Origin of the sequence: Brevundimonas sp., assembly GCF_031412435.1 — a bacterium.
Classification (GTDB): Bacteria; Pseudomonadota; Alphaproteobacteria; order Caulobacterales; family Caulobacteraceae; genus Brevundimonas.
Genome location: NZ_JANODA010000044.1, coordinates 108262 through 128836 on the forward strand (window position 1 = coordinate 108262; position 20575 = coordinate 128836).

A 20575-nucleotide genomic window follows, 5' to 3' on the forward strand; every position below is an offset into this window, starting at 1 on the left:
CTGAAGCATGACGCGTATCGCCCTCGCCGCCCTCGGCCTCGCCGTTCTTTCCGGCTGCGCGTCCAGCCCGGGCGGTCCGATGGGCGGACCGGGAAGTCCGGGCGGCCCTCAGGGACCGAGGCCCGGTCTGTTCGTCAGCCCATTCGGCGAACTGTTCTTCTCGCAGCCCGGCGACGCCTGGCCCGTCGCGACCTGGTTCTCGGGGGCCGACGCCGACAGCGACGGCCGGGTGACGTTTGAGGAATTTGCCGCCGACGGCGTGCGACAGTTCCGGACCCTCGACACCCGCCGCGACGACCGGCTGACCCCCGACGAGATCACCGCCTATGAAGCGGATATGGCGGAGGCCCGCGCCCGCCTGCCGGGCATGGAGGGCGGACGCCGCGGGCCCGGACGGCGTCTGGAAGGCTTCGGCGGCGACAGAAACCTGAGCCTCGCCGAACCCGCCCTGCAGCAGAGCGGTCGCAGCGGCGCCCGCCAGCGCGCACCGACCGGCCCCCTGGCCTATGGTCCGATCGCCGCGGCCGGCTTCTTCAACTATCCGCAGCCGGTCAAGGCCGCCGACCTCGACACCAACCAGACCGTGACGTCACAGGAATGGGCTCAGGCGACGGAGCGCTGGTTCATGGTCCTCGACGCGGATCAGGACGGCGCCCTGACCCTCGCGACCCTGCCGCGCACGCCGCTGCAGCAGATGATGGATCGCGGCCCGCGCTAATCCAGCGATGGTTTGCCGCGTCCGCTCTTGATCGTGGCGCGGCCTGACTTGGCCTGGAGGCGGCGTTCCTTCGATGCCCGGGTCGGGCGGGTGGGCACGCGGTAGGTCGGGGCGATCGAGGCCTTGTCGACCAGCTCCTGCAGCCGTTCGATGGCGTCGGCGCGGTTGCGTTCCTGGGTCCTGTGGCGGACGGCGGTGATCAGGATGACGCCGTCGAGCGTCAGCCGGCTGCCCGCCAGCTTCATCAGCCGCTCGCGCACGGGCTCGCGCAGCGACGGCGAGTTCTTCGCGTCGAACCGCATCTGGACGGCGGTCGAGACCTTGTTGACGTTCTGACCGCCCGGCCCGCCGGCGCGGTAGAAATGGAACTCCAGCTCGCTCTCGGGGATAGTCGTCATTGAGGCACGCGCTTCGCCCGCACGACCGCTTGATCCAGCGCCTGGAGGAAGGCGGAGCGATCCTTCGGGCCGAACGGCGGCGGGCCGGACGTGGCCACGCCCATGGACCGCAGATGCTCGCCCACCATCCGGCCGGCCAGGGCGGAGCCGATCGAGTCCGCCGTGAACGGCTGGCCGTTCGACTTCAACGCCTGGGCCCCGGACTTCAGACAGCGGTCGGCCAGCGGGATGTCGGCGGTGACGACAATGTCGCCCGGTCCCGCACGCTCGGCGATCCAGTCGTCGGCGATGTCGGGGCCCGCATCGACGACGATCTGTTCGATCCACTTTTCGCGCGGCGTGTTGATCCAGCTGTTGGAGACCACGAACACATGCAGGCCGTAGCGGGCCGCCACGCGATAGACCTCGTCCTTCACCGGACAGGCGTCGGCGTCGATGAAGATGCGGGGGGCGGACATAACGGGATCATAGCGCGTGCGCGGGCGGCCGCGAAGGATAGGCCAACTTGATAAAAAAGCCTCCCAACAGGGAGGCCTTTTGGATCGTTGGCGCTAACTCGTCTACTGCAGCGCCGGGGCGAAACCGTTTGGTTGCGACATAGGAAGGTCGCACGCGGGACCTGTGGCTTCGACCGGGGGATTCGTGATGTCGTAGAAAGGAACAAAATTCTCAGCATCGGCGATCGGAACCGCGACGAACGCCGTGCAGTGTTCCGCCCCTCGGCGGCATGCGGAATTCATGACGCGGTAAGACCGCTGCCTCGCCCCGTGGTTCATACAGACGGCGATATGCTCTCCGACGTTTTGACTCGACGTCAAGACCGGCAGGACAACGACGTCCGCAGGCGTGGGGGTCCAGGGCCAACCTTCGTCAGAAAGCCCGGCCGTCGTGAGTAGGAGGATGCTCGCTCCCCCGATCACTAGAGCAGTGTTTCTTACAACACCCATTCGGATGCTCTATCAGGGATGCCAAAATCAGCGATACCGAGCGCCATGCTTTCGAGATTTGGGCCAAAATTATCTAGAGCAGTTTGAGAATCAGCATCTCCGTCCGTAGAAACACTTGCGATGACAACATCATCGATTCCGGCAGAAAACTCTTCCTTGGCACCGCGCGGGTAGACAGTTTCCATTACCTCCCCGTTGGCATTTTTCCACTGAAATCCGTCGAATGTCCACCATTCTCCGAAGCCAACATCTAGGCGTCCGTAGTCAAACCATCCATCACCGTCAGTATCGAACCAGAAATAATCTGGATTACTGTCATAATTTCTGTACGAACCGTTCCCAAATTGAGAATCCGTATACGATCCGCTGAAGTTCTCGTTAACGTAACCAGTAACGACCCATTCGGTAGTTGAAACGTCCGGCATCTCGCCCTCCACGTGTTAAATTCGCGTGATGTTATCTAGTTTCTGCAGCCGGTCAATTCGATTGTGCAGTCCGCCTTTCACCCTCTAAGATTGTTTAACTTTAGGCTTCGGGTGATGCACGCACCCAATCCTCTCCGGACCAAATGTCTCCAGAAACCCACAGCCGATTCTGGTTCGGACCCCAAGCGGCTCGCCCGACGTTTATCGGGAATACGCCACCGGCATCCCCCCGGCCTGACGTCCGCCATTGCGATAGCGGTCGCGCAGCAGGATCTGGCGGCTGGTCAGGGACTGTTCCTGGCCGTTGATGAACTCGGCCGTCACCGAGGACAGGGGCTCCAGCGGGTCGCCGGACCAGACGACCACATCGGCCGCCGCGCCCGCACGAAGCTCGCCGAACTGGCCGGCCATGCCGAAGATGCGCGCCGGATTGACCGTCAGGGCCGCGATCGCCGCCTCGAACGGCAGGCCGTGCGAGACGGCGTTTCCGGCGTTGTAGCGGGCCTCGCGGGCCCGATGGACCGAACCCTCATTGCCCTTGATGGCGATGACCACCCCGGCCGCGTTGAGGGCCGCCGCGTTTTCCATCCGCGCGGCCCGGGTCTCGAGACTGCCTGGCAGGTTGGAGATGGGGTTCAGCAGCACCGGCACATCGGCTGCGGCGATGTCGGCTGCGACCAGCCAGCCTTCCTCGGCGCCGTCGAGGATCAGCTTGACCCCCTCTTCGCGGCCGAGGCGCAGGACCTGCTGGATGTCGGCCGCGCGGTGGACGGTGACGATCAGGGGCATGGTCCCGTTGGCGACGGGGATCAGGGCCTCCAGATCGGCGCGCGACAGGCTGAGGTCACGCAGGGCCGCGCGGTCGTAGGCGGCCTTGTTGCGGGCATAGAGGCGGACCTCGGCCAGGGTTTCCCTGAACTGGGTGAACTGGGCGCCGCGCGCGCCGCCGGCGACGCCCGCTCCGGCCTCGCCGAAGGGCGCGACCATGGCCACCCGCGGCCGGACCAGGATGTCGGTCCCGGCCGCCAGATGGATCACCGAGGCGGTCCCGGCGAACAGGCCGGGCGTCTGGAACCCGCCTTCGCCGGCGCCGGCGAAGTCACTGTCGTCCTGATGCTGATGACCGCCCGAGCCGCCCGCATGGTTCGGCACGACGATGGCCCGGGTGATGCCGCCCAAACGCGCCACCGGGATGGCGATCGACCACGGATCGAGGCCGTAGCTGACATCGAACGAGGCCGAGATGGTGTTGGCCGCGTTGGACTGGTCGTCGGACCCGTCGACGGAGGAGATCTCGGTCAGGCCGAGGCCGCTGTCGACCGCAACGAAGCCCGGCGTGATGACCTTGCCCCGCGCGTCGATGACGCGGGCGCCGGCCGGGGCCGCGCCGGTTCCGACCGACACGATCCGGCCCCCGTCGATGACGACGGTGCCGTTTTCGATCACCGACGTTCCGGTCAGGACGCGCCCGCCGGTGATCGCGGTCACCTGGGCCAGGACGGGCATGGCCGACAGAGCCAGAGCGGTCAGGGAAATGAGGGCAAGACGGCGCATCAGCGAGCTCCCGGAGCAATGTTGGCGGCGGCGATGCCGTAGCCGGGCTGGCCCAGCTCATAGTCGGAGACCGGCTGGTAGCGCGGATCCATGCGGTCGAAGGTCAGGGCGCCGTCGATGAAGACCTGATCGGCGCGGGCGTAGACCGAGAACGGATTGGCGCTCCAGATCACCACGTCGCCCCGCTTGCCGGCTTCCAGCGAACCGGTCTCGGCGCCGATGCCGATCGAACGGGCGGCGTTGGAGGTGATCCAGCTGATCGCATGTTCTTCACTGATGTTCAGTCCGGCGCGACGGCCGGCGGCCAGGGCGGCCGCGACCTCCTGGTTCAGGCGCTGGGTCAGCTGGGCGTCGTCGGAATGGATGACGGCGCAGCCACCCTCGGCGGCGTCGACCAGGGCGGCGTTCTCCTCGACCGCGTCGAGAGCCTCCATCTTGAAGCCCCACCAGCCGGTCCACATGTCGGCGCAGACGCCGGCGGCGGCCAGTTGCGGCGCGATCTTGTAGGCCTCGATGGCGTGGTGGAAGGCGGTGACGCGGTAGCCGAACTCATCGGCGATATCGAGCATCACCATCATTTCGTCAGCGCGGTAGCAGTGGTTCTGGACCAGGATCGAACCGTCCAGCACGCCCGCAAGGGTCTCGTTCTGCAGGTTGCGGGTCGGGGGCGAGCCCTCGCCCGTCTCGCGCCACTTGTCCCATTTCGAGCGGTATTCCTGGGCAGCGATGAAGGCGGCCCGATAGCCGGCGACATTGCCCATGCCGGTCGCCGGCGACTGGTTGCGGCCGCCATAGACACGGCTCGGGTTCTCGCCGCAGGCCATCTTCACCCCATAGGGGGCGCCGGGGAATTTCATCCCCTGCATGGTGATCGACGGGATGTTGCGCACCGTCACCGAGCGGCCGCCGAACAGGTTGGCCGAGCCGGGCAGGATCTGGAGGGTGGTGACGCCGCCGGCCCGGGCGGTGTTAAAGCCCGGGTCCTGGGGCCAGATCGAATGTTCGGCCCAGACCTGGGCCGTGTTCGGGCTGGTCGCCTCGTTGCCGTCGCTCATGCCGCTGACGCCGGGCGAGGGATAGACGCCGAGGTGGGAGTGCACGTCGATGATCCCGGGCGTCACGAATCTGCCGCGCGCGTCGACGACGCGGTAGCCGGCGGGTACGGGCGTCGAGGCCGGACCGACCGTTTCCACCTTGCCGTCCGACATCAGGACGATGCCGTTCTCGATCCTCTGGTCAGTCCCGGTCAGGACCGTGCCGCCGACGATGGCGACATTGTCGCGTGGCAGGGGCTGGTAGGTCGAGGGATAGGGATCGAGGTTGGCCGCCTGGTCGAGGCCTCGCGCCATGGTCCGGTCGGTGTCCGCTCCGCCGCTGTTCGACCCGTCATCCGACGGCGCACCTGGCCCGTCGGTCGTGGCGCAACTGGCCAGCGCGAGCGCGCAGGCGACGACGGCGAGGCTGGGCCCCCGCAAGGCGTGACGGATCATGGATGGACGCTCCCCTGTCGCGCCGACGGCGCGGAACGGGGCGGATTACAAAAGCGTCGCAAGCCGTCCGTCAAAGGCGGAAACATTACATTCCTGTAAGGCGAGCTCGCAGAACCTCGTCATCGATTCCCTCGATCACGATCATCTTCAGCCGGGACTGCCCTCCCCGCGCCAGGGACACCGACGAGCGCGACACACCGAGCGATTTCGAGAGGACCAGGATCAGGGCGGCGTTGGCCTCGCCCTCGACCGGGCGGGCGCGAACCCGGACCTTGAGGACGGGCCGACCATCGGCGTCCACATCCCAGCCGTCGATACGGTCGGCCGACGCGCCGGGCGTCAGCTTGACGGGGAGCCGCGCCACGCCCCCGCCTCAGGCCGCCGTCGTCCGGTCCCGCAGAGACAGGCAGTAGCCGAAGGTCACCGCCATCCCGGTGAGGATCGCACCGCACCCGATCACGATCGCGGTCATCATCGTCGGCGCCAGCACGAACGCCCCGGCATAGACGAGACCGCTGAGCACCATGGACCAGGCCGTCACGCGCTGGGCCTTGCGGGCGCAGGCGCTGGGTGCGAATTTCTTCGGAATGCGATTGCCGAACGAGGCGATCATCAGGCCTGTGGCGCCGAGCACGATCCGGAGCGTCGTCTCCTGTTCGAGATAGCCGAGGCTGCGGGCGAGACTGCAGGCCAGGGCCAGGGCGACGATGCCGCCGCCCCAGGCGAGACTCTGGATCATATCCTTGTTCATTTCGCAGGCTCCTCTGTGGACGTCGACGGCTCTGCGTCGAGGCCGAATGAATGGACGAAGCCCAACAGGGCCTCTTCGAGCACCGAGAGCTTCAGGTGATAGATGACGGACTTTCCGGCCTTCTCGGCGTGGACCAGGTCAGCCTCCTTCAGCACCGCAAAATGCGCCGACATGGTCGGTTTGGAGACGTCAAACCGGTCGCTGAGGTCGCCGGCGCTCATCGGCCCCTGACGCAGGAGTTGCAGCACCCGGCGGCGGGTCGGATCGGAAAGGGCCTTGAACACGGAGCTCATGAATCGACAATTAGCTAAACGTCGAAATGAATCAAGTCGAGAACGGCGGCGAGGCGCAGAGTTCAGGCATGCTCTTGCCAGCCGTGCACCTGCAGGCTAACACTGCACCATATGGTTCAGTATTCTTCCTCCCGTCTCAGCGACTCCTTCGCCGCCCTGTCCGACGTGACCCGTCGCGGGGTGCTGGAGCAGCTCGGGCGATCGGATGCCTCGATCACCGAGCTCGCCGACCGCTTCCACATGACCCTGACGGGCATGAAGAAACATGTCGGCGTCCTCGAACAGGCCGGGCTGGTGAAGACAGAGAAAGTCGGGCGCGTGCGAAGATGCAGCCTGGGTCTTCGTCGGTTGGAAGACGAGGCCGCCTGGATCGAGACCTATCGCCAGCTCTGGGCGGCGCGATTCATCGCGCTGGATCAGGTGGTCGAAGATTTGCAACGTAGGGAACAAAACAATGAGTAACCCCACGAAGATCGAACGGACGTCCGACCGCGAGCTCGTCGTCACCCGAACCTTCAATGCCCCGGCCCACGTCGTGTTCGAGGCCTGGACGAAGCCCGAGATGATGAAGCGGTGGTGGGCGCCGGCATCGATGCCCGTGCCGCTGCGGTCGCTGGAGATGGATGTGCGCGTCGGCGGGACCTACCGCCTCGTGTTCGGGCACAGTGACGCCGATGCCATGGCCTTCGTCGGGAAATACCTCGAGGTGCAGCCGCCGTCGCGCCTCGTCTGGACGAACGAGGAAGAGCCGGACGGTGCGGTGACCACGGTGACCTTCGAGGACAGGGACGGCCAGACGCTGCTGACCGTGTCCGAACTCTATCCGTCCAGGGAAGCCCTCGAAGCCGGCCGTGGGGCGGAGGAAGGGATGCCCGAACAGTTCGAACAGCTGGATGCAGTGCTGGTCGATCTGGCAGCGGAGGCCTGAATCCCCCAAGCCCGCTCTCGAAAAAGAAAAAGGGCGCGGAGCTCGCGGCGCCGCGCCCTCATTCGAAGTGCGTCGAACGTCTTAGCCCAGAGCGGCCATCAGCGCCGGCACGATGGTCTTGTAGTCGCCGACGATGCCGTAGTCCGCGACCTGGAAGATCGGGGCGTCGGCGTCCTTGTTGATGGCGACGATGATCTTGGAGTCCTTCATCCCGGCGAGGTGCTGGATGGCGCCCGAGATGCCGACGGCGATGTAGAGGGCCGGAGCCACCACCTTGCCGGTCTGGCCGACCTGATAGTCGTTGGGGGCGTAGCCGGCGTCGACGGCCGCGCGCGAGGCGCCGACGGCGGCGCCCAGCCTGTCGGCCAGGGGCTCGATCACCGCGTGGAATTCCTCGGCCGAGCCAAGGGCGCGACCGCCGGAGACGACGATCTTGGCGGCGCCCAGTTCGGGGCGATCCGATTTGACCATCTCCTCGCCGACGAACGAGGCCTTGCCGGCGTCAGAACCGGCGACGGTCTCGACCGGGGCCGAGCCGCCGTCGGCCGCAGGGGCGAAGGCGGTCGGGCGGACGGTGATGACCTTTTTGGCGTCCGAGGACTGGACGGTCTCCAGCGCGTTGCCGGCGTAGATCGGACGCACGAAGGTGTCGGCCGAGACGACCTCGACGATGTCGGAGATCGGGGCGACGTCCAGCTTGGCGGCGATGCGCGGCATGAAGTTCTTGCCGTCCATCGAGGCGGGCGACAGGAGGGCGTCATAGCCGCCGGCCAGACCCACAACGGTCGCGGTGACCGCCTCGGCCAGCTGGTGACCCAGCTCGCCGCTCTCGGCCAGCAGGACCTTGCGGACGCCGGCGATCTTCGCGGCCGAGTCGGCGGCGGCCTTGGAGCCGGAGCCCACGACCAGGACGTCGACGTCGGACGACAGGGCGAGGGCCGCGGTCACGGTCTTGTTGGTGCTGTCGCGGACGGTCGAACCGTCGTGGTCGGCGATGACGAGGACGGCCATTACAGGGCTCCCGCAGTCTTGAGTTTGGACACCAGTTCGGCGGCGTCGGCCACCTTGATCCCGGCCGAGCGGGTCGGCGGGGCCGTGACCTTGACCACCGTCAGGCGGTTGGCCGTATCGACGCCGTAGTCGGCGACCGCCTTCATGGCGATCTCCTTCTTCTTGGCCTTCATGATGTTGGGCAGGGAGGCGTAGCGCGGCGTGTTGAGGCGCAGGTCCACGGTGACCACGGCCGGAAGGGGGGCGGACAGGGTCTGGTTGCCGCCATCGACCTCACGGGTGACCTTGGCCGAGCCGCCGGCGATCTCGATCTTCGCGGCGAAGGTGGCCTGGGGCCAGTCGAGCAGGGCGGCCAGCATCTGGCCCACCGCATTGTTGTCGCCGTCGATGGACTGTTTGCCCATCAGGACCAGGTCCGGCTTCTCTTCAGCCACGACCGCCGCCAGCAGCTTGGCGACGGCCAGGGGCTCCAGGTCCGCGTCGGACTGGATCAGGATGCCGCGATCCGCGCCCATGGCCAGGGCGGTGCGGATGGTTTCCTGGGCCTGGGTCACGCCGATGGAGACGACCACGATCTCGGTCGCTGTTCCGGCGGCATGGTGTTCCTTGCCCTCTTTCAGGCGAACCGCCTCTTCGACGGCGATTTCGTCGAACGGATTCATGCTCATCTTGACGTTGGCCAGATCGACGCCGGTCTGGTCCGCCTTGACGCGGGCCTTGACGTTGTAGTCGATCACCCGTTTGACGGGGACGAGAACCTTCATGTTTGACTGTCCATAGGATCGCCGGAATGTTGCGGCAGGGAATGGAACGGGCGAAGGAGCCTGTCAACGTAACGCGACGTGAACTTGGGACGTCGCCGGGATGAGATTTCGATGAACCGCTTCCTGACCATGCGCCGCCTGTCGATCCTGTTCTTCGGACTGTTCGCCGTCTGCGTCGCCGGAGCCTTCGCCTTCCAGCGCTTCTATGTCGCGCCCGCCGACGCCTGCGAGCGGACGGGTCGCTGGTGGTACGAGGAAGGACGCGAGTGCGTCCAGCCGATCTACCTGCCAGACATCACGGGCCGTCCGGCAGGCGTGTCGCGGGCCGAGGCGTCGGATGAGCAGAACCGCGAACTGCTGGCCATCGAGGAGCGTCTTGCCGCCGAGAAGGCCGCCCGGGCCGCCGCCACCGAACGCGACCGCGCCGACTACGCCGCCAAGATCGGCAAATGATCTAGACGGCGGCGTCGAACAGGGCGTCGCGGGCGATATCGGGGCGCAGCATCGGGAAGAAATGCGTGCCGCCGGCCACCGTCTCGACCGAGACCAGCGGCAGGCCGCGCGGCGAGGCCTCGACCGCGCAAGTCGAGTGGGTCTCCGCCTTCAGGAGCCGGATCGGCCGCCCGCAGTCGCGCATCGCCTTCCACGGATCGTGCCCCTGGGCGGAATAGTTGGAGGCTTCCCACGTGGGAGGACAGGTCAGGCTGTACCCGTCGCCGTCCTCCGTCAGGCCGGCTCCGAGATAGTCGACCAGCATGATGTCGGACCAGCCCTTGAAGGCGCCCCGGCCGCGATAGGCCGCCAGCGCCTGTTCCCGGCTGTCGAACCGCGCACGACGCCTGAGCGCGCCCTTCACCAGCGGGATATGGCCGGGCAGCCGGTTCAGAAGCGGCAGATGCAGCATCGCCACCATCCAGCGCTTCCAGACGACCGGATCGAGGGCGACCACCTGGGACACCCTCTCCGGTCGTTCGGCCGTCGCGAGGATGGCGCTGGTCGCACCCATCGAATGGCCGGCCATGACCACCGGCGGTCCGTCCAGACTGTCGAGCAGGGAGACGAGGTCATCGCGGTGATCCTGCCAGCCCCTCCGGCCGGTCGTGACCGGCAGGGTGGTCGCCCCGTGCCCCCGCAGGTCAGGCGCAAGGATTCGCAGCGACGAGGCCAGCGGCGCCAGGATCGAGCGATAGGTGGCCGCATTGAACCCGTTCGCATGGCAGAAGATCAGATCCACCGGCCGCTTCGGATCGCCGAAATCGAGCACCGACAGATCTCCGTCGCCCCATCGATTGGCGACAGGCACGGTCAGGCGGCGGGGCGGGGAGAGCCGGGCAGCGTCCATATCGGGAAACTAGGGAGCCGGGGACCCCGGCGCCAGCATCTATTCGCCCATGCGGCGACGCGACGTCCCGGTTAAGCCGCTACACGGCAGGCCGGACAGCGGCCGTGGCCCTCGATCGTGGTCCGCTCCAGCGCATAGCCCGAAGCGATCGCGGCCTGATGCAGGGCCTCGCCCTCTGGCGGGGTGACCTCCTCGGTCGCGCCGCAGCAGTCGCAGATCAGGAAGGCGGCGGCGTGGGCCCGGTCGCCGACCGAACAGGCGACATAGGCGCTGATCGAGGCGATGCGGTGCGCCATCCCTGTCTTTTCGAGGAATTCCAGCGCGCGATAGACGGTCGGCGGCTTGGCCGCGACGCCGTCCACGCCGTAGCGGGCGATCAGGTCATAGGCCTTCACCGCCTCGCCGGCCTGCAGCAGCAGTTCCAGCACCCGACGACGGGGCGCGGTCATCCGCTCCCCCTGCTGGACGCACCGCGCCTCGGCCGAGGCCAGGGCGCGGCCGATCTCTCCGGCGTCGAGGCCGGTCTCATGGTGATCGTGGTCGCAGTGGGACGCCATGACCCAGAGCTAAGCCGCCTCGCTGCCCATCGCAACCGCGACCGCTTGACTATGCGTGATGTTATCTCATAACACTTGATCTCTTCCGTCCCCGAGAGATCGTTATGCGTCCTGCGTCCGTCACCCGTTCCGTCCTTCTCGCCGCCGTCTCGGCCGTCGCCCTGACCGGCACGGCCCATGCGCAGAGCGCGCCGCCGTCGCCCCAGGCGGACGAGGTGGACGACATCGTGGTGACAGGCCGGCCCTTCGGCGTCAGCGAGCGCGCCAGCCTGCTGGCCACCGACGTGATTGACGAGGCGGCCCTGACGGTCGCCCCCGCCGCCACGCTCGGCGATCTGGTCGCCGGCATCCCGGGCGTGCGCAGTTCCGCCTTCGCGCCGGGCGCGAGCCGCCCGGTAATCCGCGGCCTGTCGGGCCCGCGCGTCCAGGTCCTGACCAACGGGCTCGGGCAGATCGACGCCAGCTCGGTGTCGCCGGACCACCAGGTCGCGTCCGACCCCGCCGAGGCCCGTCGCATCGAGGTCGTGCGCGGCCCCTCGACCCTGGTCTTCGGCGGCTCGGCCATCGGCGGCGTGGTGAACATCATCGATGACCGGATCGCCTCGGAGCATCCCGAGGGCGGCATCGACGGCCACATCGGCGCCCAGGCCTCCAGTGTGGACGACGGGCGCAGCCTGGGCGGGCGCCTCGCCATGGATGTCGGTCCGCTGGTCGTCACCGTCGACGGCTTCACCCGCAGGTCCGAAGACTATGACGTCCCCGTCTTCCCGGAGTCCGCCCGCCAGCTGGCCGAAGAGGGCGAAGAGCCCGGCGAGGAACGGACGGTCGAGAACACCTTCGCCGAGATCGACCAGTACGGCGCGGGCCTGAGCTGGATCGGATCGCGCGGATTCCTGGGTCTATCGGTCAAGAAGCATGAGACCACCTACGGCGTGCCCGGCCACGAACATGGCGAGGAGGATCACGACCACGAGGAAGGCGAAGAGCACGAAGAGGCCGGCGTCTCCATCGGTCTGGAGCAGACCCGCTGGGACCTGCGCGGCGAACTGACGTTTGGGCATGGCCTGTTCGAACGCCTGAAGGGCTCGGCCGGCTGGGCCGACTATCAACACACGGAGTTCGAGGGCGACGAGGTCGGCACCCGGTTCTTCTCCGAGGGGTATGAGGCGCGCGCCGAACTGATCCAGCGCCAGAACGGCGGCCATCAGGGCGTGGTCGGCCTCCAGATTCTGGACCGCGACTTCGACGCCCAGGGCGACGAGGCCTATGTTCCGAGGACCAGTATCCAGGAGCAGGGCGTCTATACCGTCCAACGTTTCGACCTTGATCGCGTGGGCTTCGAAGCCGGCCTGCGCCTCGACAACCGCACGCTGGACAGTGCCCTGGCCGAGCGCGAGTTCACCAGCGTCTCCGGTTCGCTGGCCGGGTTCGTCCGTCCCTCGACCGAGACCTTCCTCGGCCTGAGCCTTTCGCGCACCTCCCGCGCGCCGTCCGAAGTCGAACTGTTCGCGCAAGGAGCCCACGCAGCGACGGGCGCTTTCGAACAGGGCGACGTCGATCTGGACAGTGAGTCCGTCTGGACGCTTGAGGGCACGGCCCACTATTCCCGCGGGGCCTTCAGCGCCGACCTTCACGCCTACGCCGCCCGCTACGACGGCTTCATCGACCTGCGTCCCACGGGCGACGAAGAGGATGGATTCCCGGTCTTCACCTATGTCCAGACGGACGCCGACTTCCATGGCTTCGAGGCCGAGGCGGATTACGATCTGTGGAGCGACGGGGACCGTACCCTGACGCTGACGGGCGCGGCCGATTTCGTGCGCGCCGAGACCGACCTCGGCCCTGCAGCGCGCATCCCGCCCTGGTCGGCGACGCTCGGTCTGGACTGGACCTCGACGCGGTTCGACGCCGGATTGAAGGTGCGCACCGTCGGCGAGCAGGACCGCACCGCCGGGTTCGAACTGCCCACGGACGGCTACACGACGATCGGCCTGACGGCCGCATGGCGTCCTCTGCAGGACCGGAACGTCACTGTTTTCGCCGCAGCGGACAATTTGACGGACGAGGAGGTTCGCGAACACGCCTCCTTCCAGAAGGACATCGCGCCCCAGCCCGGACGAAACCTGCGCGTCGGGGTCGCCTACCGCTTTTAAGCGTTACAGGAGCGTCGGTTTGCGGCGGCGGGCCGGTTCCGCTAGAAGGCCCGCCTTTCCGTCATTCCCAGAGCTCTCGCGTTCATGACCGACACCACCGCACCCCAAGACGCCGGCCTCGACGGCAACGTCCTGTTCTACGGCAAGCCCGAGCCGCTCTCGAGCGACCTTCACGGCAAGCTGGGCGTCAACCCGGTCGACAAGCCCTACGCCTTCGTCGCCGCCTCGCACGTCGTGCCGCTGACCGTGACCGAGTTCGCCCCGGCCGCTCTCAGCTACCCGGTCGTCTTCCTCGGCGATTCCAAGCAGCCCGTCGCCGTCATGGGCCTGCGCCAGTCCGAAAACCTCTATGTGACCGCCAAGGGCGACTTCCGCCCCGAGGCCTACATCCCGGCCTATGTCCGTCGCTATCCGTTCGTCTTCGCCAACGACCCGCAGAACCAGCGCCTGATCCTGTGCATCGACCGCGACGCCCCCTTCATCGTCGAAGGCGGCCAGGCTCCCCTGTTCAACGACGGCAAGCCCTCGGACTACGTCAACCAGGCCATGGAGTTCTGCAACAACTTCGAGCAGGAGCGCCAGCGCACCGACAGCTTCGTCAAACTGCTGACGGACCTGGATCTGTTCGACGTGCGTGAAGCCGTCTTCACCCCACGCAACGAGCGCGGCGAGCCGGGTCAGCCCCAGAAGCTGGCTGATTACTTCGCCGTTTCGGAAGAGAAGCTGAAGCTCCTGCCGGCCGAGAAGCTGGCCGAACTGCGCGACAATGGCGCTCTCGGCCAGATCTACGCCCACCTGGTGTCGCTGCTCGGCTGGGACCGCCTGATCGCCCTGGCCTTCCAGCGCGCGAACGACAGCGGCGAACTGGTCGCGGGCAACGCCTAGGCAGTGATTGGGGCTGGTGGCTGGTGGTCAGGGTTCGCCCAGCCACCAGTCACGAGCCGCCAGCCACCTCTACCGTCTGACGAACACGCCCCGCGTCAGGCATGAAAAGACAAGCCGGCCGCCCTCGTCGAGCAGGTCGTGCTGGGCGATGACGATGCCCTTGTCATCGCCCACGGGGTCCTTGCCCATCACCGTCATCCGCCCGCGCAGCAGTTCGCCCGCCGGCGGATTGCGCATGAAGCGCAGGCCGTCGACGGCCAGGACCTTGGACTGGGCCCAGCCGGCGGCCTTGTCGGTCGCAAGCCGGCTCCACAGCGCATAGACGAGCGCATCGGGCGCGCCGTAGGACGGGTCCCAGCCGGGCGCGAAATGCTCCACGAACAGGGTGATCGCCGCCTCGTCCACGGCGCAGGCGCCGAGCTGCAGCACCTGACCGTTCTCGATGTCCTCGAAGTGAACGTGCAGCGGATCGCTCATGGTGTCCCCTTGTTCCGGTCAGGCTGGCTCTTCGGACACCCGTACCAGAAGCTTGCCGTCGTGGTCGCCTGTGAACAGGCGGTTCAGCGAGGTGACCGCGCCTTCCAGGCCGTTGTCGACGTGGACCTTCCACTGGACCTTGCCCGAGGCCAGCCACGGCCCGACCTCGGCGATGAACTCCTTCGCGCGCGGCGAATAGTCCATGACCAGGAAGCCCTGCATCGTCATCCGGTGGGTGATCAGACGGCTGAGATCCGGCGAGGGCGGGCGTTTGGTGGCGTTGTAGGCCGAGACCATGCCGCAGACGGCCATCCGGGCGTGGATGTTGAGCCGGTTCCACACCGCGACCATGATGTCGCCGCCGACGTTCTCGAAATTCAGGTCGACGCCGTTGGGGGCCAGCCGGTCCAGCGCCTCGCCGACGTCCTCGTTCTTGTAGTCGATGGCCGCGTCGAACCCGAGGTCCCCGGTCAGCCAGCGGCATTTCTCGGGCCCGCCGGCGATGCCGATGACATGGGCGCCCTTCTGTTTGGCGATCTGGCCCGCGATCGAGCCGACAGCGCCGGCGGCGGCCGAGATGACCATGACCTGGCCGGGCTCGGGCTTGAGCACCTGGGTCACGCCCGCCCAGGCCGTCAGTCCGGTCATGCCGAGCACCGACATGTTCGCCGTCAGGGGCATGCCGGGGAACTGGTGCACCCGGCTGACTCCCGTATCCGGCACCACGCCGTAGTCGCTCCAGCCGCCCATGGCCGTGGTGACCAGGTCGCCTTCCCGGAACTTTTCGGACTTCGACTGCTCGATCACGCCCAGGGTCAGGCCGCGCATGACGTCGCCGAGGCCCACCGGCGGCAGATAGCCGACCGCGTCGTTCATCCAGGTCCGGTTGGTCGGGTCCAGCGACAGATAGATGGTGCGGATCAGCACCTCCCCGTCCTTCAGTTCCGGTACGACGTTTTCGACCAGCTCCAGGTCATCGTCCTTGATCAGACCCTGCGGCCGCTGGCGCAGCACCCACTGGCGGTTTTTGAGGCCCATGATCGTCATCTCCGGGTTGGTTTCTTTTGCAGACCCATCATGAAGCACACGCCGCGGGCAGAGCAAAGAAAAAGGCGACCCCTGCGGGATCGCCCAGACCGCCAAGAAAAAAGGCGGTCCCTTCGGACCGCCTTGAAGTGGCATCATCGAGAATGAGGCGCGGAGGCGGCAGGACCAGCTGTGGCCGGTCCAGGTCGGGGGGGCGTCGCCGCCTCCGCACATCAAGAACGGCGGCGTCTGACAACCGTTCCCCGTTCAGCGAACTTTTTCGTGTTTCGCCTGGACCAGGATCGTTTCCGGCGGGCCGCTTCGCGGGTCCGCCATGAAGCGTGAATCATGCTCTCGCTTGAATCTGAAGCGGTGAATCACGCGCTAGGGCCGCCCTGACGGAACGGCCACGCTGGCCGAAGCGTTGTCGAGGCCTGAGATTTCATCGTCGGAAGGACGCACCATGACCCACCACGACCCCCATTCCGAAGCGGCCGACGCGGTCCATGAGGGCCGCCCTGTGGATGCCCAGTATGTTCGGGGCGCCCGGCCAGGCAAACGCATCCTGCTGCTGCTGATCGTCTCGGCTGGCGCGGCGGCGATCCTGCTGCTGGGCATGTGGTTCGTATCCAATGGCGGCTTCGCGACCACCAACGCCAACACCGGCGATCAGGCCGTCGATACCGCGGCGTTCGACAACTCGGGGCCGCCGACGCCCACCGCCCCCACAGACTCCACCGGCCAGCCGCCGGCTCAGCCGGCCAACTGACCGCCAGACAAAAAGAGCCCCGCAGGATCACTCCGGCGGGGCTTTTAATTGGCCGTTGGAAGCCGCCTGGAATCAGGCGGCTTCCTTCTGGCGCGTGGGGTGGAAGAACAGGGCCTGGCTGATCGCCGCCTTCACCGTTTCCGGCTGGAAGGGCTTGGTGATCAGGAAGGTCGGTTCCGGACGCTCGCCGGTCAGCAGGCGCTCCGGGAAGGCCGTGATGAAGATCACCGGCACGTCGAACTTCTTGAGGATGTCCTTGACCGCGTCGATGCCGGACGAGCCGTCGGCCAGCTGGATGTCGGCCAGGACCAGACCCGGACGGTGACGGGCGACCGCGTCCACGGCCTCGTCATGGGTGGTGGCGGTGCCGGTGACGTTGTGGCCGAGCTCGCGAACCAGGCTCTCGATATCGGCAGAGATGATGGCCTCGTCTTCGATGATCAGGACGTCGGTGGCCAGTTCGGCGTCGATCTCGGCCTGGGCGTCTCCGATCAGCCGCTCGACCGAATGGGCGTCGGCCGACAGGATCTGCGCCGCTTCGGACGGGGTGAACCCCTCCAGGGCGGTCAGCAGGAAGGCCTGGCGCGAGCGCGGGGCGATCCGCATCAGGCGGCTGGAGGCGTCGTTCTGGCCATCGAGGCCGCTGGCGTCTTCCAGCTGGGCGCCGGTCGTGGACCAGATGGTGTGGAACACATGATAAAGCGCCACGCGCGGCGTCATATCGGGCGACAGCTGGCGCTCGCCTGCGGCCAGGGCTTCGAGCGCCACGCGCACATAGTTGTCGCCCGTCGCCTGATCCCCGGTGAGGGCTCGCGCGTAGCGGCGGACGTAGGGCAGGTGCGGCGCGAGTCTGGCCAGTAGGCTCATCTAGGTATTCCCCGACAAATTTCGACAGTGCGCGCCGTCCATGGCGGCTCGCTTGGCGGATCGAACGTACCACTACCGCCACGGTTCCCGACCCTTCCGATTTAGCTTCACCATAAAATGAGCTAGCCACGGAACTCGCGTCCGTCAGCGACGTTGACCGGGCTGAACAATCAAGCCCGGCGCGTGGAGCCGGCCCAGACGCGTGAATGAGATCAACGATTGGCGGCGCAGACATACATGATCGACTCTTCGGACTCCGGGCGTAAGTCCAACCCCGCCCGACCGGGCGCCGAGCCGCCGCTTGAAGAAGCGCGCCTGCGTCAGCAGGCCATCGGCGTGAAGCTGCGGCACATGTTCGACGAGGTCGTCAACGAACCCGTCCCGGACGAGTTTCTGGAAATCCTGCGCCGCGGCGACCAGCGCAAGGTCGATGAGGACAAGGCGTGAGCGCCTCCGGTCGTTCGACTGCGCCCAAGCCTCCCTCCGCCGACGACGAAGGATTCAAGCGCGAACTCGTCCAGCTTATCCCGCACCTGCGCGCCTTTGCGCGCACCCTGACGGGCGATCCGACGGCCGCCGATGACCTGGCGCAGGACGCCATGATGAAGGCCTGGGACGCCCGCGCGTCCTATCAGATGGGCACCAACATGAAGGCCTGGACCTTCATGATCCTGCGCAACCAGTTCTATTCGGAGAAGCGCCGTTCGTGGCGTTCGTCGCAGCTCGATCAGGAAGCCGCCGAACGCACCCTGGTCGCCGTCGATGATCCCGAGGCGCCCGTCGCCCTGGATGAACTGCGTCAGGCCCTGAACACCCTGCCCGAGGAACAGCGCGAAGCGCTGATCCTCGTCGGAGCGGGCGGCTTCGCCTACGAGGAGGCCGCCGAGATCTGCCAGTGCGCCGTCGGCACGGTGAAGAGCCGCGTCAGCCGCGCCCGCAAGGCCCTGCAGGCCACGCTGGAGCGGGGCGGCTACGGCCGTGACGGCCGAGCGGCCGGCGACGCCATGCGCTCCATCCTCGCCGACGCCGACCGTCTGAGCGGCGCGCGACAACAAGGCTGATCGTGGTTCCGAACGGGCCCGCGCGGGGCCGCATCGCCCGGCGCGCCGCCTCCTCCTTTGGACGGTTCTGGGCGTGCGGGGCCGGCAAGCCGCGAGTGCAGGGCATCCGCTTCCGTCTGGGCCTGGCCATGGCCATCGCCCTGTTGCCGATCCTCCTGCTCGGCGCCTTCGAGGCCCAGGTCGAGTTCCGGCGTCAGGCCGACGATCGCCGCAACGACCTCCAGTTCGCCGCTGAACGCACGGCTGAGGCGGCCCAGTCCCGGCTGGATTCCGTCAGCGTACTGCTCGGCGCCATAGCTCCGGAAGCGAGCGGGCCGGCCTGTGGCCCGCGGCTGGCGGCCCTGGTCCAGCGGCTCGACGGCTACGACTCCCTCTATCGCGTCGGCATGGGCGGCCAGACGATCTGCGATTCGAAAGGTGCGCCAAGGGTCGGTCAGGCCGTATCCTTCGCCGGCCACCCCTGGTTTCAGCGCCTTCGGCAGGGTGAAAGCGTCACGCTGGCCCGGGCCTCGGCAGATCTGAGCCATACCCCGGCCCTTGTTATCGGGGCGCGATGGGAAAGGCCGCGGGGCGTTTTCGCCGGAGCCATGGCTGCAGTTCTGCCCCTGTCCGAACTGCAGCCCGACATCACCGATCCGTCACTGCCCGCTGACACCCAGGCCGCCCTGACAGACGCCGACGGTCGGGTCCTTGTCGCCACGGACATTCGAGACTTCACCTTCGCCGAGGGCCCTGGCCTTCTCGGCTGGGTCGAGAGAGCACGCGAGGGCGGGGCGTCGGTATTCGAAGCCGACGACGCCAGCGGCGAACATCGCGACTACGCCGGGGCTGCCCTGGCCGGTCGCGACGTCTATCTGGTCATCTCCGCCCCCTCGCCGGGTCTCCTCTCCTGGGCGCGGCTGAACCCTATCGGCGTTCTCATTCTGCCGCTGGCCGCCTGGCTCACCGCCTTTTCGGCGGTCATGCTGGTGTCCGAGCGGATCGTGGTGCGCTGGCTCGACTATCTGGAGCGGATCGCCGCCCTCTACGCCCGCGGCCGCTATTCCGTCCGCCCGGTCCAGGCCGCTCACGCACCCGCCGAAATCCGGCTTCTGGCCCGGACGCTCGACGAGCTGGCCGAGGCGATCGCCGCCCGCGACCGCTCCCTCAATGAGAGTCTGTCGGAGAAGGACGCGCTGATGCGCGAGATCCACCACCGGGTGAAGAACAACCTTCAGATCATCTCGTCCCTGCTGTCGATGCAACAGCGGGCGCTGAAGGATGAACCGGCCAAGGCGGCGCTGGGCGATACCCGCCAGCGCATCTCGGCCCTCGCCCTGATCTACCGCACCCTCTACCAGTCAGACGACATCCGCCACGCCGATGCGCGGGAGTTCATGACCGAACTGGTCGGCCAGATGGTGGCCTCGGAATCCGGGCGCGGGTTCACAGTCACCTCGTCGATCGACGCCGACAGTCTGGTCGTCGATCCCGACAAGCTCGCGCCCCTCGCCCTCTGGCTCGTCGAGGCTATCACCAATGCACAGAAGCATGCTTTTGCGGGTCGCGGCGGGGCGCTTCAGGTTCGCTTCCGGGTCCATGGGGACACCTCGACCCTGGAGGTCCAGGACGACGGTCCGGGCTCATCCGACGAAGCCGTCCGCAGCGGAGTCGGCCGCACACTGATGGGCGCCTTCGCAAAACAGCTGCGCGGCGAGGCTGAACTTGTGCCCGCTCCGGGGGGCGGCACGATCGCGCGCATGGTCTTCGCAACGCCCGAGGCTGTCGTCCCGACCAACCCCGACGATCTGAAGCCCAGCGACGCCAGGGTGACGCCCGGAACCCTCAGCCGCACATCGCGTTGATCTCTCACTGGGCGGGCCTCATCTCCGCCCGCGAGTTTCAGGAGTCTCCCATGCGCAAGATTTTCGTACTGATCGCCGCCGCCGCCGCCCTGACCACCGCCGCCTGCAACACCATCTCGGGCGTGGGCCGCGACACCTCGGCCGCAGGCCAGGCCGTCACAGGCGCTGCGGAAGAAGCCAAGAACTGATCCTGTTTCCTGACCGCGTCCCGTTGGATGCGGAACGGTGAAGAAGGCCCGCTGGCCCCCCGTCCAGCGGGCTTTCGCTTGTCCGGCGACGGGCGATTACCTCCCTGTCAGCCGACGCGGCGCGTGA

26 protein-coding genes are annotated in these 20575 nt (G+C 67.3%); 11 read left to right on the forward strand and 15 right to left on the reverse strand.

From position 1 onward, the window contains the following. The first annotated feature begins 7 nt into the window (after nt 1-7). Nucleotides 8-718, forward strand: coding sequence for a hypothetical protein (locus RMO01_RS08790; protein WP_309628667.1), 711 nt, complete (start codon nt 8-10; stop codon nt 716-718). Here the strand turns inward: RMO01_RS08790 and arfB are convergent. From arfB to RMO01_RS08830, 8 genes are all read right to left on the reverse strand, one after another. Beyond that, nucleotides 715-1116, reverse strand: coding sequence for an alternative ribosome rescue aminoacyl-tRNA hydrolase ArfB (gene arfB, locus RMO01_RS08795; protein WP_309628668.1), 402 nt, complete (start codon nt 1114-1116; stop codon nt 715-717). The genes RMO01_RS08790 and arfB overlap by 4 nt on opposite strands. Next, on the reverse strand, nt 1113-1574 hold the full coding sequence (locus RMO01_RS08800) for a YaiI/YqxD family protein (RefSeq protein ID WP_309628669.1): 462 nt from the start codon (nt 1572-1574) through the stop codon (nt 1113-1115). Before RMO01_RS08800 ends, arfB begins: the two co-directional genes overlap by 4 nt. Nucleotides 1575-2050: 476 nt before the next feature. After that, nucleotides 2051-2488 carry a hypothetical protein gene (locus RMO01_RS08805; RefSeq protein WP_309628670.1) on the reverse strand — a complete coding sequence of 146 codons (438 nt, stop codon included), beginning with the start codon at nt 2486-2488 and terminating at the stop codon, nt 2051-2053. A 201-nt stretch (nt 2489-2689) separates the two neighbouring features. After that, a complete protein-coding gene (locus RMO01_RS08810) occupies nt 2690-4042 on the reverse strand; it encodes an amidohydrolase family protein (protein ID WP_309628671.1) in 1353 nt (450 codons plus the stop codon). After that, nucleotides 4042-5532: an amidohydrolase gene (locus RMO01_RS08815; RefSeq protein ID WP_309628672.1), complete on the reverse strand. Its 1491-nt coding sequence runs from the start codon at nt 5530-5532 to the stop codon at nt 4042-4044. Before RMO01_RS08815 ends, RMO01_RS08810 begins: the two co-directional genes overlap by 1 nt. An 85-nt stretch (nt 5533-5617) precedes the next feature. Next, on the reverse strand, nt 5618-5896 hold the full coding sequence (locus RMO01_RS08820; protein ID WP_309628673.1) for a DUF167 family protein: 279 nt from the start codon (nt 5894-5896) through the stop codon (nt 5618-5620). 9 nt (nt 5897-5905) lie between these two features. Next, nucleotides 5906-6283 carry an ammonium transporter gene (locus RMO01_RS08825; protein WP_309628674.1) on the reverse strand — a complete coding sequence of 126 codons (378 nt, stop codon included), beginning with the start codon at nt 6281-6283 and terminating at the stop codon, nt 5906-5908. Beyond that, nucleotides 6280-6576, reverse strand: coding sequence for an autorepressor SdpR family transcription factor (locus tag RMO01_RS08830; RefSeq protein WP_309628675.1), 297 nt, complete (start codon nt 6574-6576; stop codon nt 6280-6282). The genes RMO01_RS08825 and RMO01_RS08830 overlap by 4 nt, the downstream gene beginning before the upstream one ends. 111 nt (nt 6577-6687) lie before the next feature. Here RMO01_RS08830 and RMO01_RS08835 point away from each other — a divergent pair, with 111 nt between their 5' ends. Together RMO01_RS08835 and RMO01_RS08840 are read left to right on the forward strand one after the other, a co-directional pair. Further along, nucleotides 6688-7038: a metalloregulator ArsR/SmtB family transcription factor gene (locus tag RMO01_RS08835; protein WP_309628676.1), complete on the forward strand. Its 351-nt coding sequence runs from the start codon at nt 6688-6690 to the stop codon at nt 7036-7038. After that, complete coding sequence (locus tag RMO01_RS08840) at nt 7031-7504, forward strand: SRPBCC family protein (RefSeq protein ID WP_309628677.1); 474 nt, start codon at nt 7031-7033, stop codon at nt 7502-7504. Before RMO01_RS08835 ends, RMO01_RS08840 begins: the two co-directional genes overlap by 8 nt. 81 nt (nt 7505-7585) lie before the next feature. Here the strand turns inward: RMO01_RS08840 and RMO01_RS08845 are convergent, their stop codons facing one another. Then, the gene (locus tag RMO01_RS08845) at nt 7586-8515 is read right to left on the reverse strand and encodes an electron transfer flavoprotein subunit alpha/FixB family protein (RefSeq protein WP_309628678.1); all 930 of its coding nucleotides are present in this window, start codon (nt 8513-8515) and stop codon (nt 7586-7588) included. After that, nucleotides 8515-9279, reverse strand: coding sequence for an electron transfer flavoprotein subunit beta/FixA family protein (locus RMO01_RS08850; RefSeq protein ID WP_309628679.1), 765 nt, complete (start codon nt 9277-9279; stop codon nt 8515-8517). The genes RMO01_RS08845 and RMO01_RS08850 overlap by 1 nt, the downstream gene beginning before the upstream one ends. Before the next feature lie 111 nt (nt 9280-9390). Between RMO01_RS08850 and RMO01_RS08855 the strand changes: the two genes are divergently transcribed. Beyond that, the gene (locus tag RMO01_RS08855) at nt 9391-9732 is read left to right on the forward strand and encodes a hypothetical protein (protein WP_309628680.1); all 342 of its coding nucleotides are present in this window, start codon (nt 9391-9393) and stop codon (nt 9730-9732) included. Between the two features lies 1 nt (nt 9733). Here RMO01_RS08855 and RMO01_RS08860 read toward each other — a convergent pair whose 3' ends face one another. Both RMO01_RS08860 and RMO01_RS08865 read right to left on the reverse strand, forming a co-directional pair. Continuing rightward, nucleotides 9734-10621 (reverse strand): alpha/beta hydrolase, encoded by an 888-nt coding sequence (locus tag RMO01_RS08860; RefSeq protein ID WP_309628681.1) that lies wholly within the window; start codon nt 10619-10621, stop codon nt 9734-9736. 71 nt (nt 10622-10692) lie between these two features. Beyond that, the gene (locus RMO01_RS08865) at nt 10693-11178 is read right to left on the reverse strand and encodes a transcriptional repressor (RefSeq protein ID WP_309628682.1); all 486 of its coding nucleotides are present in this window, start codon (nt 11176-11178) and stop codon (nt 10693-10695) included. Between the two features lie 104 nt (nt 11179-11282). On the opposite strand from RMO01_RS08865, the gene RMO01_RS08870 reads away from it, so the two are divergent. Together RMO01_RS08870 and RMO01_RS08875 are read left to right on the forward strand one after the other, a co-directional pair. Then, nucleotides 11283-13331, forward strand: a complete 2049-nt coding sequence (locus tag RMO01_RS08870; protein WP_309628683.1) for a TonB-dependent receptor domain-containing protein — start codon at nt 11283-11285, stop codon at nt 13329-13331. Nucleotides 13332-13415: 84 nt separating this feature from the next. Beyond that, complete coding sequence (locus RMO01_RS08875; protein WP_309628684.1) at nt 13416-14216, forward strand: SapC family protein; 801 nt, start codon at nt 13416-13418, stop codon at nt 14214-14216. 69 nt (nt 14217-14285) lie between these two features. Here the strand turns inward: RMO01_RS08875 and RMO01_RS08880 are convergent, their stop codons facing one another. Continuing rightward, on the reverse strand, nt 14286-14693 hold the full coding sequence (locus RMO01_RS08880) for an acyl dehydratase (RefSeq protein ID WP_309628685.1): 408 nt from the start codon (nt 14691-14693) through the stop codon (nt 14286-14288). Between the two features lie 18 nt (nt 14694-14711). Further along, nucleotides 14712-15731, reverse strand: a complete 1020-nt coding sequence (locus RMO01_RS08885; protein ID WP_309628686.1) for an NADP-dependent oxidoreductase — start codon at nt 15729-15731, stop codon at nt 14712-14714. Nucleotides 15732-16182: 451 nt separating this feature from the next. On the opposite strand from RMO01_RS08885, the gene RMO01_RS08890 reads away from it, so the two are divergent. Beyond that, nucleotides 16183-16488, forward strand: a complete 306-nt coding sequence (locus RMO01_RS08890) for a hypothetical protein (protein WP_309628687.1) — start codon at nt 16183-16185, stop codon at nt 16486-16488. A gap of 72 nt (nt 16489-16560) precedes the next feature. On the opposite strand, the gene RMO01_RS08895 is transcribed toward RMO01_RS08890, so the two are convergent. Next, nucleotides 16561-17355 carry a response regulator gene (locus tag RMO01_RS08895; protein WP_309628688.1) on the reverse strand — a complete coding sequence of 265 codons (795 nt, stop codon included), beginning with the start codon at nt 17353-17355 and terminating at the stop codon, nt 16561-16563. A 237-nt stretch (nt 17356-17592) separates the two neighbouring features. On the opposite strand from RMO01_RS08895, the gene RMO01_RS08900 reads away from it, so the two are divergent. The 4 genes from RMO01_RS08900 to RMO01_RS08915 are packed head-to-tail and all read left to right on the forward strand — an operon-like array spanning nt 17593 to nt 20448. Further along, nucleotides 17593-17802, forward strand: a complete 210-nt coding sequence (locus tag RMO01_RS08900) for a NepR family anti-sigma factor (protein ID WP_309628689.1) — start codon at nt 17593-17595, stop codon at nt 17800-17802. After that, on the forward strand, nt 17799-18416 hold the full coding sequence (locus RMO01_RS08905; RefSeq protein WP_309628690.1) for a sigma-70 family RNA polymerase sigma factor: 618 nt from the start codon (nt 17799-17801) through the stop codon (nt 18414-18416). The genes RMO01_RS08900 and RMO01_RS08905 overlap by 4 nt, the downstream gene beginning before the upstream one ends. Nucleotides 18417-18418: 2 nt before the next feature. Continuing rightward, on the forward strand, nt 18419-20260 hold the full coding sequence (locus RMO01_RS08910) for a sensor histidine kinase (RefSeq protein ID WP_309628691.1): 1842 nt from the start codon (nt 18419-18421) through the stop codon (nt 20258-20260). 50 nt (nt 20261-20310) lie between these two features. Next, complete coding sequence (locus tag RMO01_RS08915) at nt 20311-20448, forward strand: entericidin A/B family lipoprotein (protein WP_303696671.1); 138 nt, start codon at nt 20311-20313, stop codon at nt 20446-20448. The last annotated feature ends 127 nt before the right edge of the window (nt 20449-20575 follow it).

Excerpts from the sequence above, each read along its gene's own strand:
- RMO01_RS08790 (WP_309628667.1), top strand. The coding sequence starts at position 8 with ATGACGCGTATCGCCCTCGCCGCCCTCGGCCTCGCCGTTCTTTCCGGC.
- arfB (WP_309628668.1), bottom strand. The coding sequence starts at position 1,116 with ATGACGACTATCCCCGAGAGCGAGCTGGAGTTCCATTTCTACCGCGCC.
- RMO01_RS08800 (WP_309628669.1), bottom strand. The coding sequence starts at position 1,574 with ATGTCCGCCCCCCGCATCTTCATCGACGCCGACGCCTGTCCGGTGAAG.
- RMO01_RS08805 (WP_309628670.1), bottom strand. The coding sequence starts at position 2,488 with ATGCCGGACGTTTCAACTACCGAATGGGTCGTTACTGGTTACGTTAAC.
- RMO01_RS08810 (WP_309628671.1), bottom strand. The coding sequence starts at position 4,042 with ATGCGCCGTCTTGCCCTCATTTCCCTGACCGCTCTGGCTCTGTCGGCC.
- RMO01_RS08815 (WP_309628672.1), bottom strand. The coding sequence starts at position 5,532 with ATGATCCGTCACGCCTTGCGGGGGCCCAGCCTCGCCGTCGTCGCCTGC.
- RMO01_RS08825 (WP_309628674.1), bottom strand. The coding sequence starts at position 6,283 with ATGAACAAGGATATGATCCAGAGTCTCGCCTGGGGCGGCGGCATCGTC.
- RMO01_RS08830 (WP_309628675.1), bottom strand. The coding sequence starts at position 6,576 with ATGAGCTCCGTGTTCAAGGCCCTTTCCGATCCGACCCGCCGCCGGGTG.
- RMO01_RS08835 (WP_309628676.1), top strand. The coding sequence starts at position 6,688 with ATGGTTCAGTATTCTTCCTCCCGTCTCAGCGACTCCTTCGCCGCCCTG.
- RMO01_RS08840 (WP_309628677.1), top strand. The coding sequence starts at position 7,031 with ATGAGTAACCCCACGAAGATCGAACGGACGTCCGACCGCGAGCTCGTC.
- RMO01_RS08845 (WP_309628678.1), bottom strand. The coding sequence starts at position 8,515 with ATGGCCGTCCTCGTCATCGCCGACCACGACGGTTCGACCGTCCGCGAC.
- RMO01_RS08850 (WP_309628679.1), bottom strand. The coding sequence starts at position 9,279 with ATGAAGGTTCTCGTCCCCGTCAAACGGGTGATCGACTACAACGTCAAG.
- RMO01_RS08855 (WP_309628680.1), top strand. The coding sequence starts at position 9,391 with ATGAACCGCTTCCTGACCATGCGCCGCCTGTCGATCCTGTTCTTCGGA.
- RMO01_RS08860 (WP_309628681.1), bottom strand. The coding sequence starts at position 10,621 with ATGGACGCTGCCCGGCTCTCCCCGCCCCGCCGCCTGACCGTGCCTGTC.
- RMO01_RS08865 (WP_309628682.1), bottom strand. The coding sequence starts at position 11,178 with ATGGCGTCCCACTGCGACCACGATCACCATGAGACCGGCCTCGACGCC.
- RMO01_RS08870 (WP_309628683.1), top strand. The coding sequence starts at position 11,283 with ATGCGTCCTGCGTCCGTCACCCGTTCCGTCCTTCTCGCCGCCGTCTCG.
- RMO01_RS08875 (WP_309628684.1), top strand. The coding sequence starts at position 13,416 with ATGACCGACACCACCGCACCCCAAGACGCCGGCCTCGACGGCAACGTC.
- RMO01_RS08880 (WP_309628685.1), bottom strand. The coding sequence starts at position 14,693 with ATGAGCGATCCGCTGCACGTTCACTTCGAGGACATCGAGAACGGTCAG.
- RMO01_RS08885 (WP_309628686.1), bottom strand. The coding sequence starts at position 15,731 with ATGGGCCTCAAAAACCGCCAGTGGGTGCTGCGCCAGCGGCCGCAGGGT.
- RMO01_RS08890 (WP_309628687.1), top strand. The coding sequence starts at position 16,183 with ATGACCCACCACGACCCCCATTCCGAAGCGGCCGACGCGGTCCATGAG.
- RMO01_RS08895 (WP_309628688.1), bottom strand. The coding sequence starts at position 17,355 with ATGAGCCTACTGGCCAGACTCGCGCCGCACCTGCCCTACGTCCGCCGC.
- RMO01_RS08900 (WP_309628689.1), top strand. The coding sequence starts at position 17,593 with ATGATCGACTCTTCGGACTCCGGGCGTAAGTCCAACCCCGCCCGACCG.
- RMO01_RS08915 (WP_303696671.1), top strand. The coding sequence starts at position 20,311 with ATGCGCAAGATTTTCGTACTGATCGCCGCCGCCGCCGCCCTGACCACC.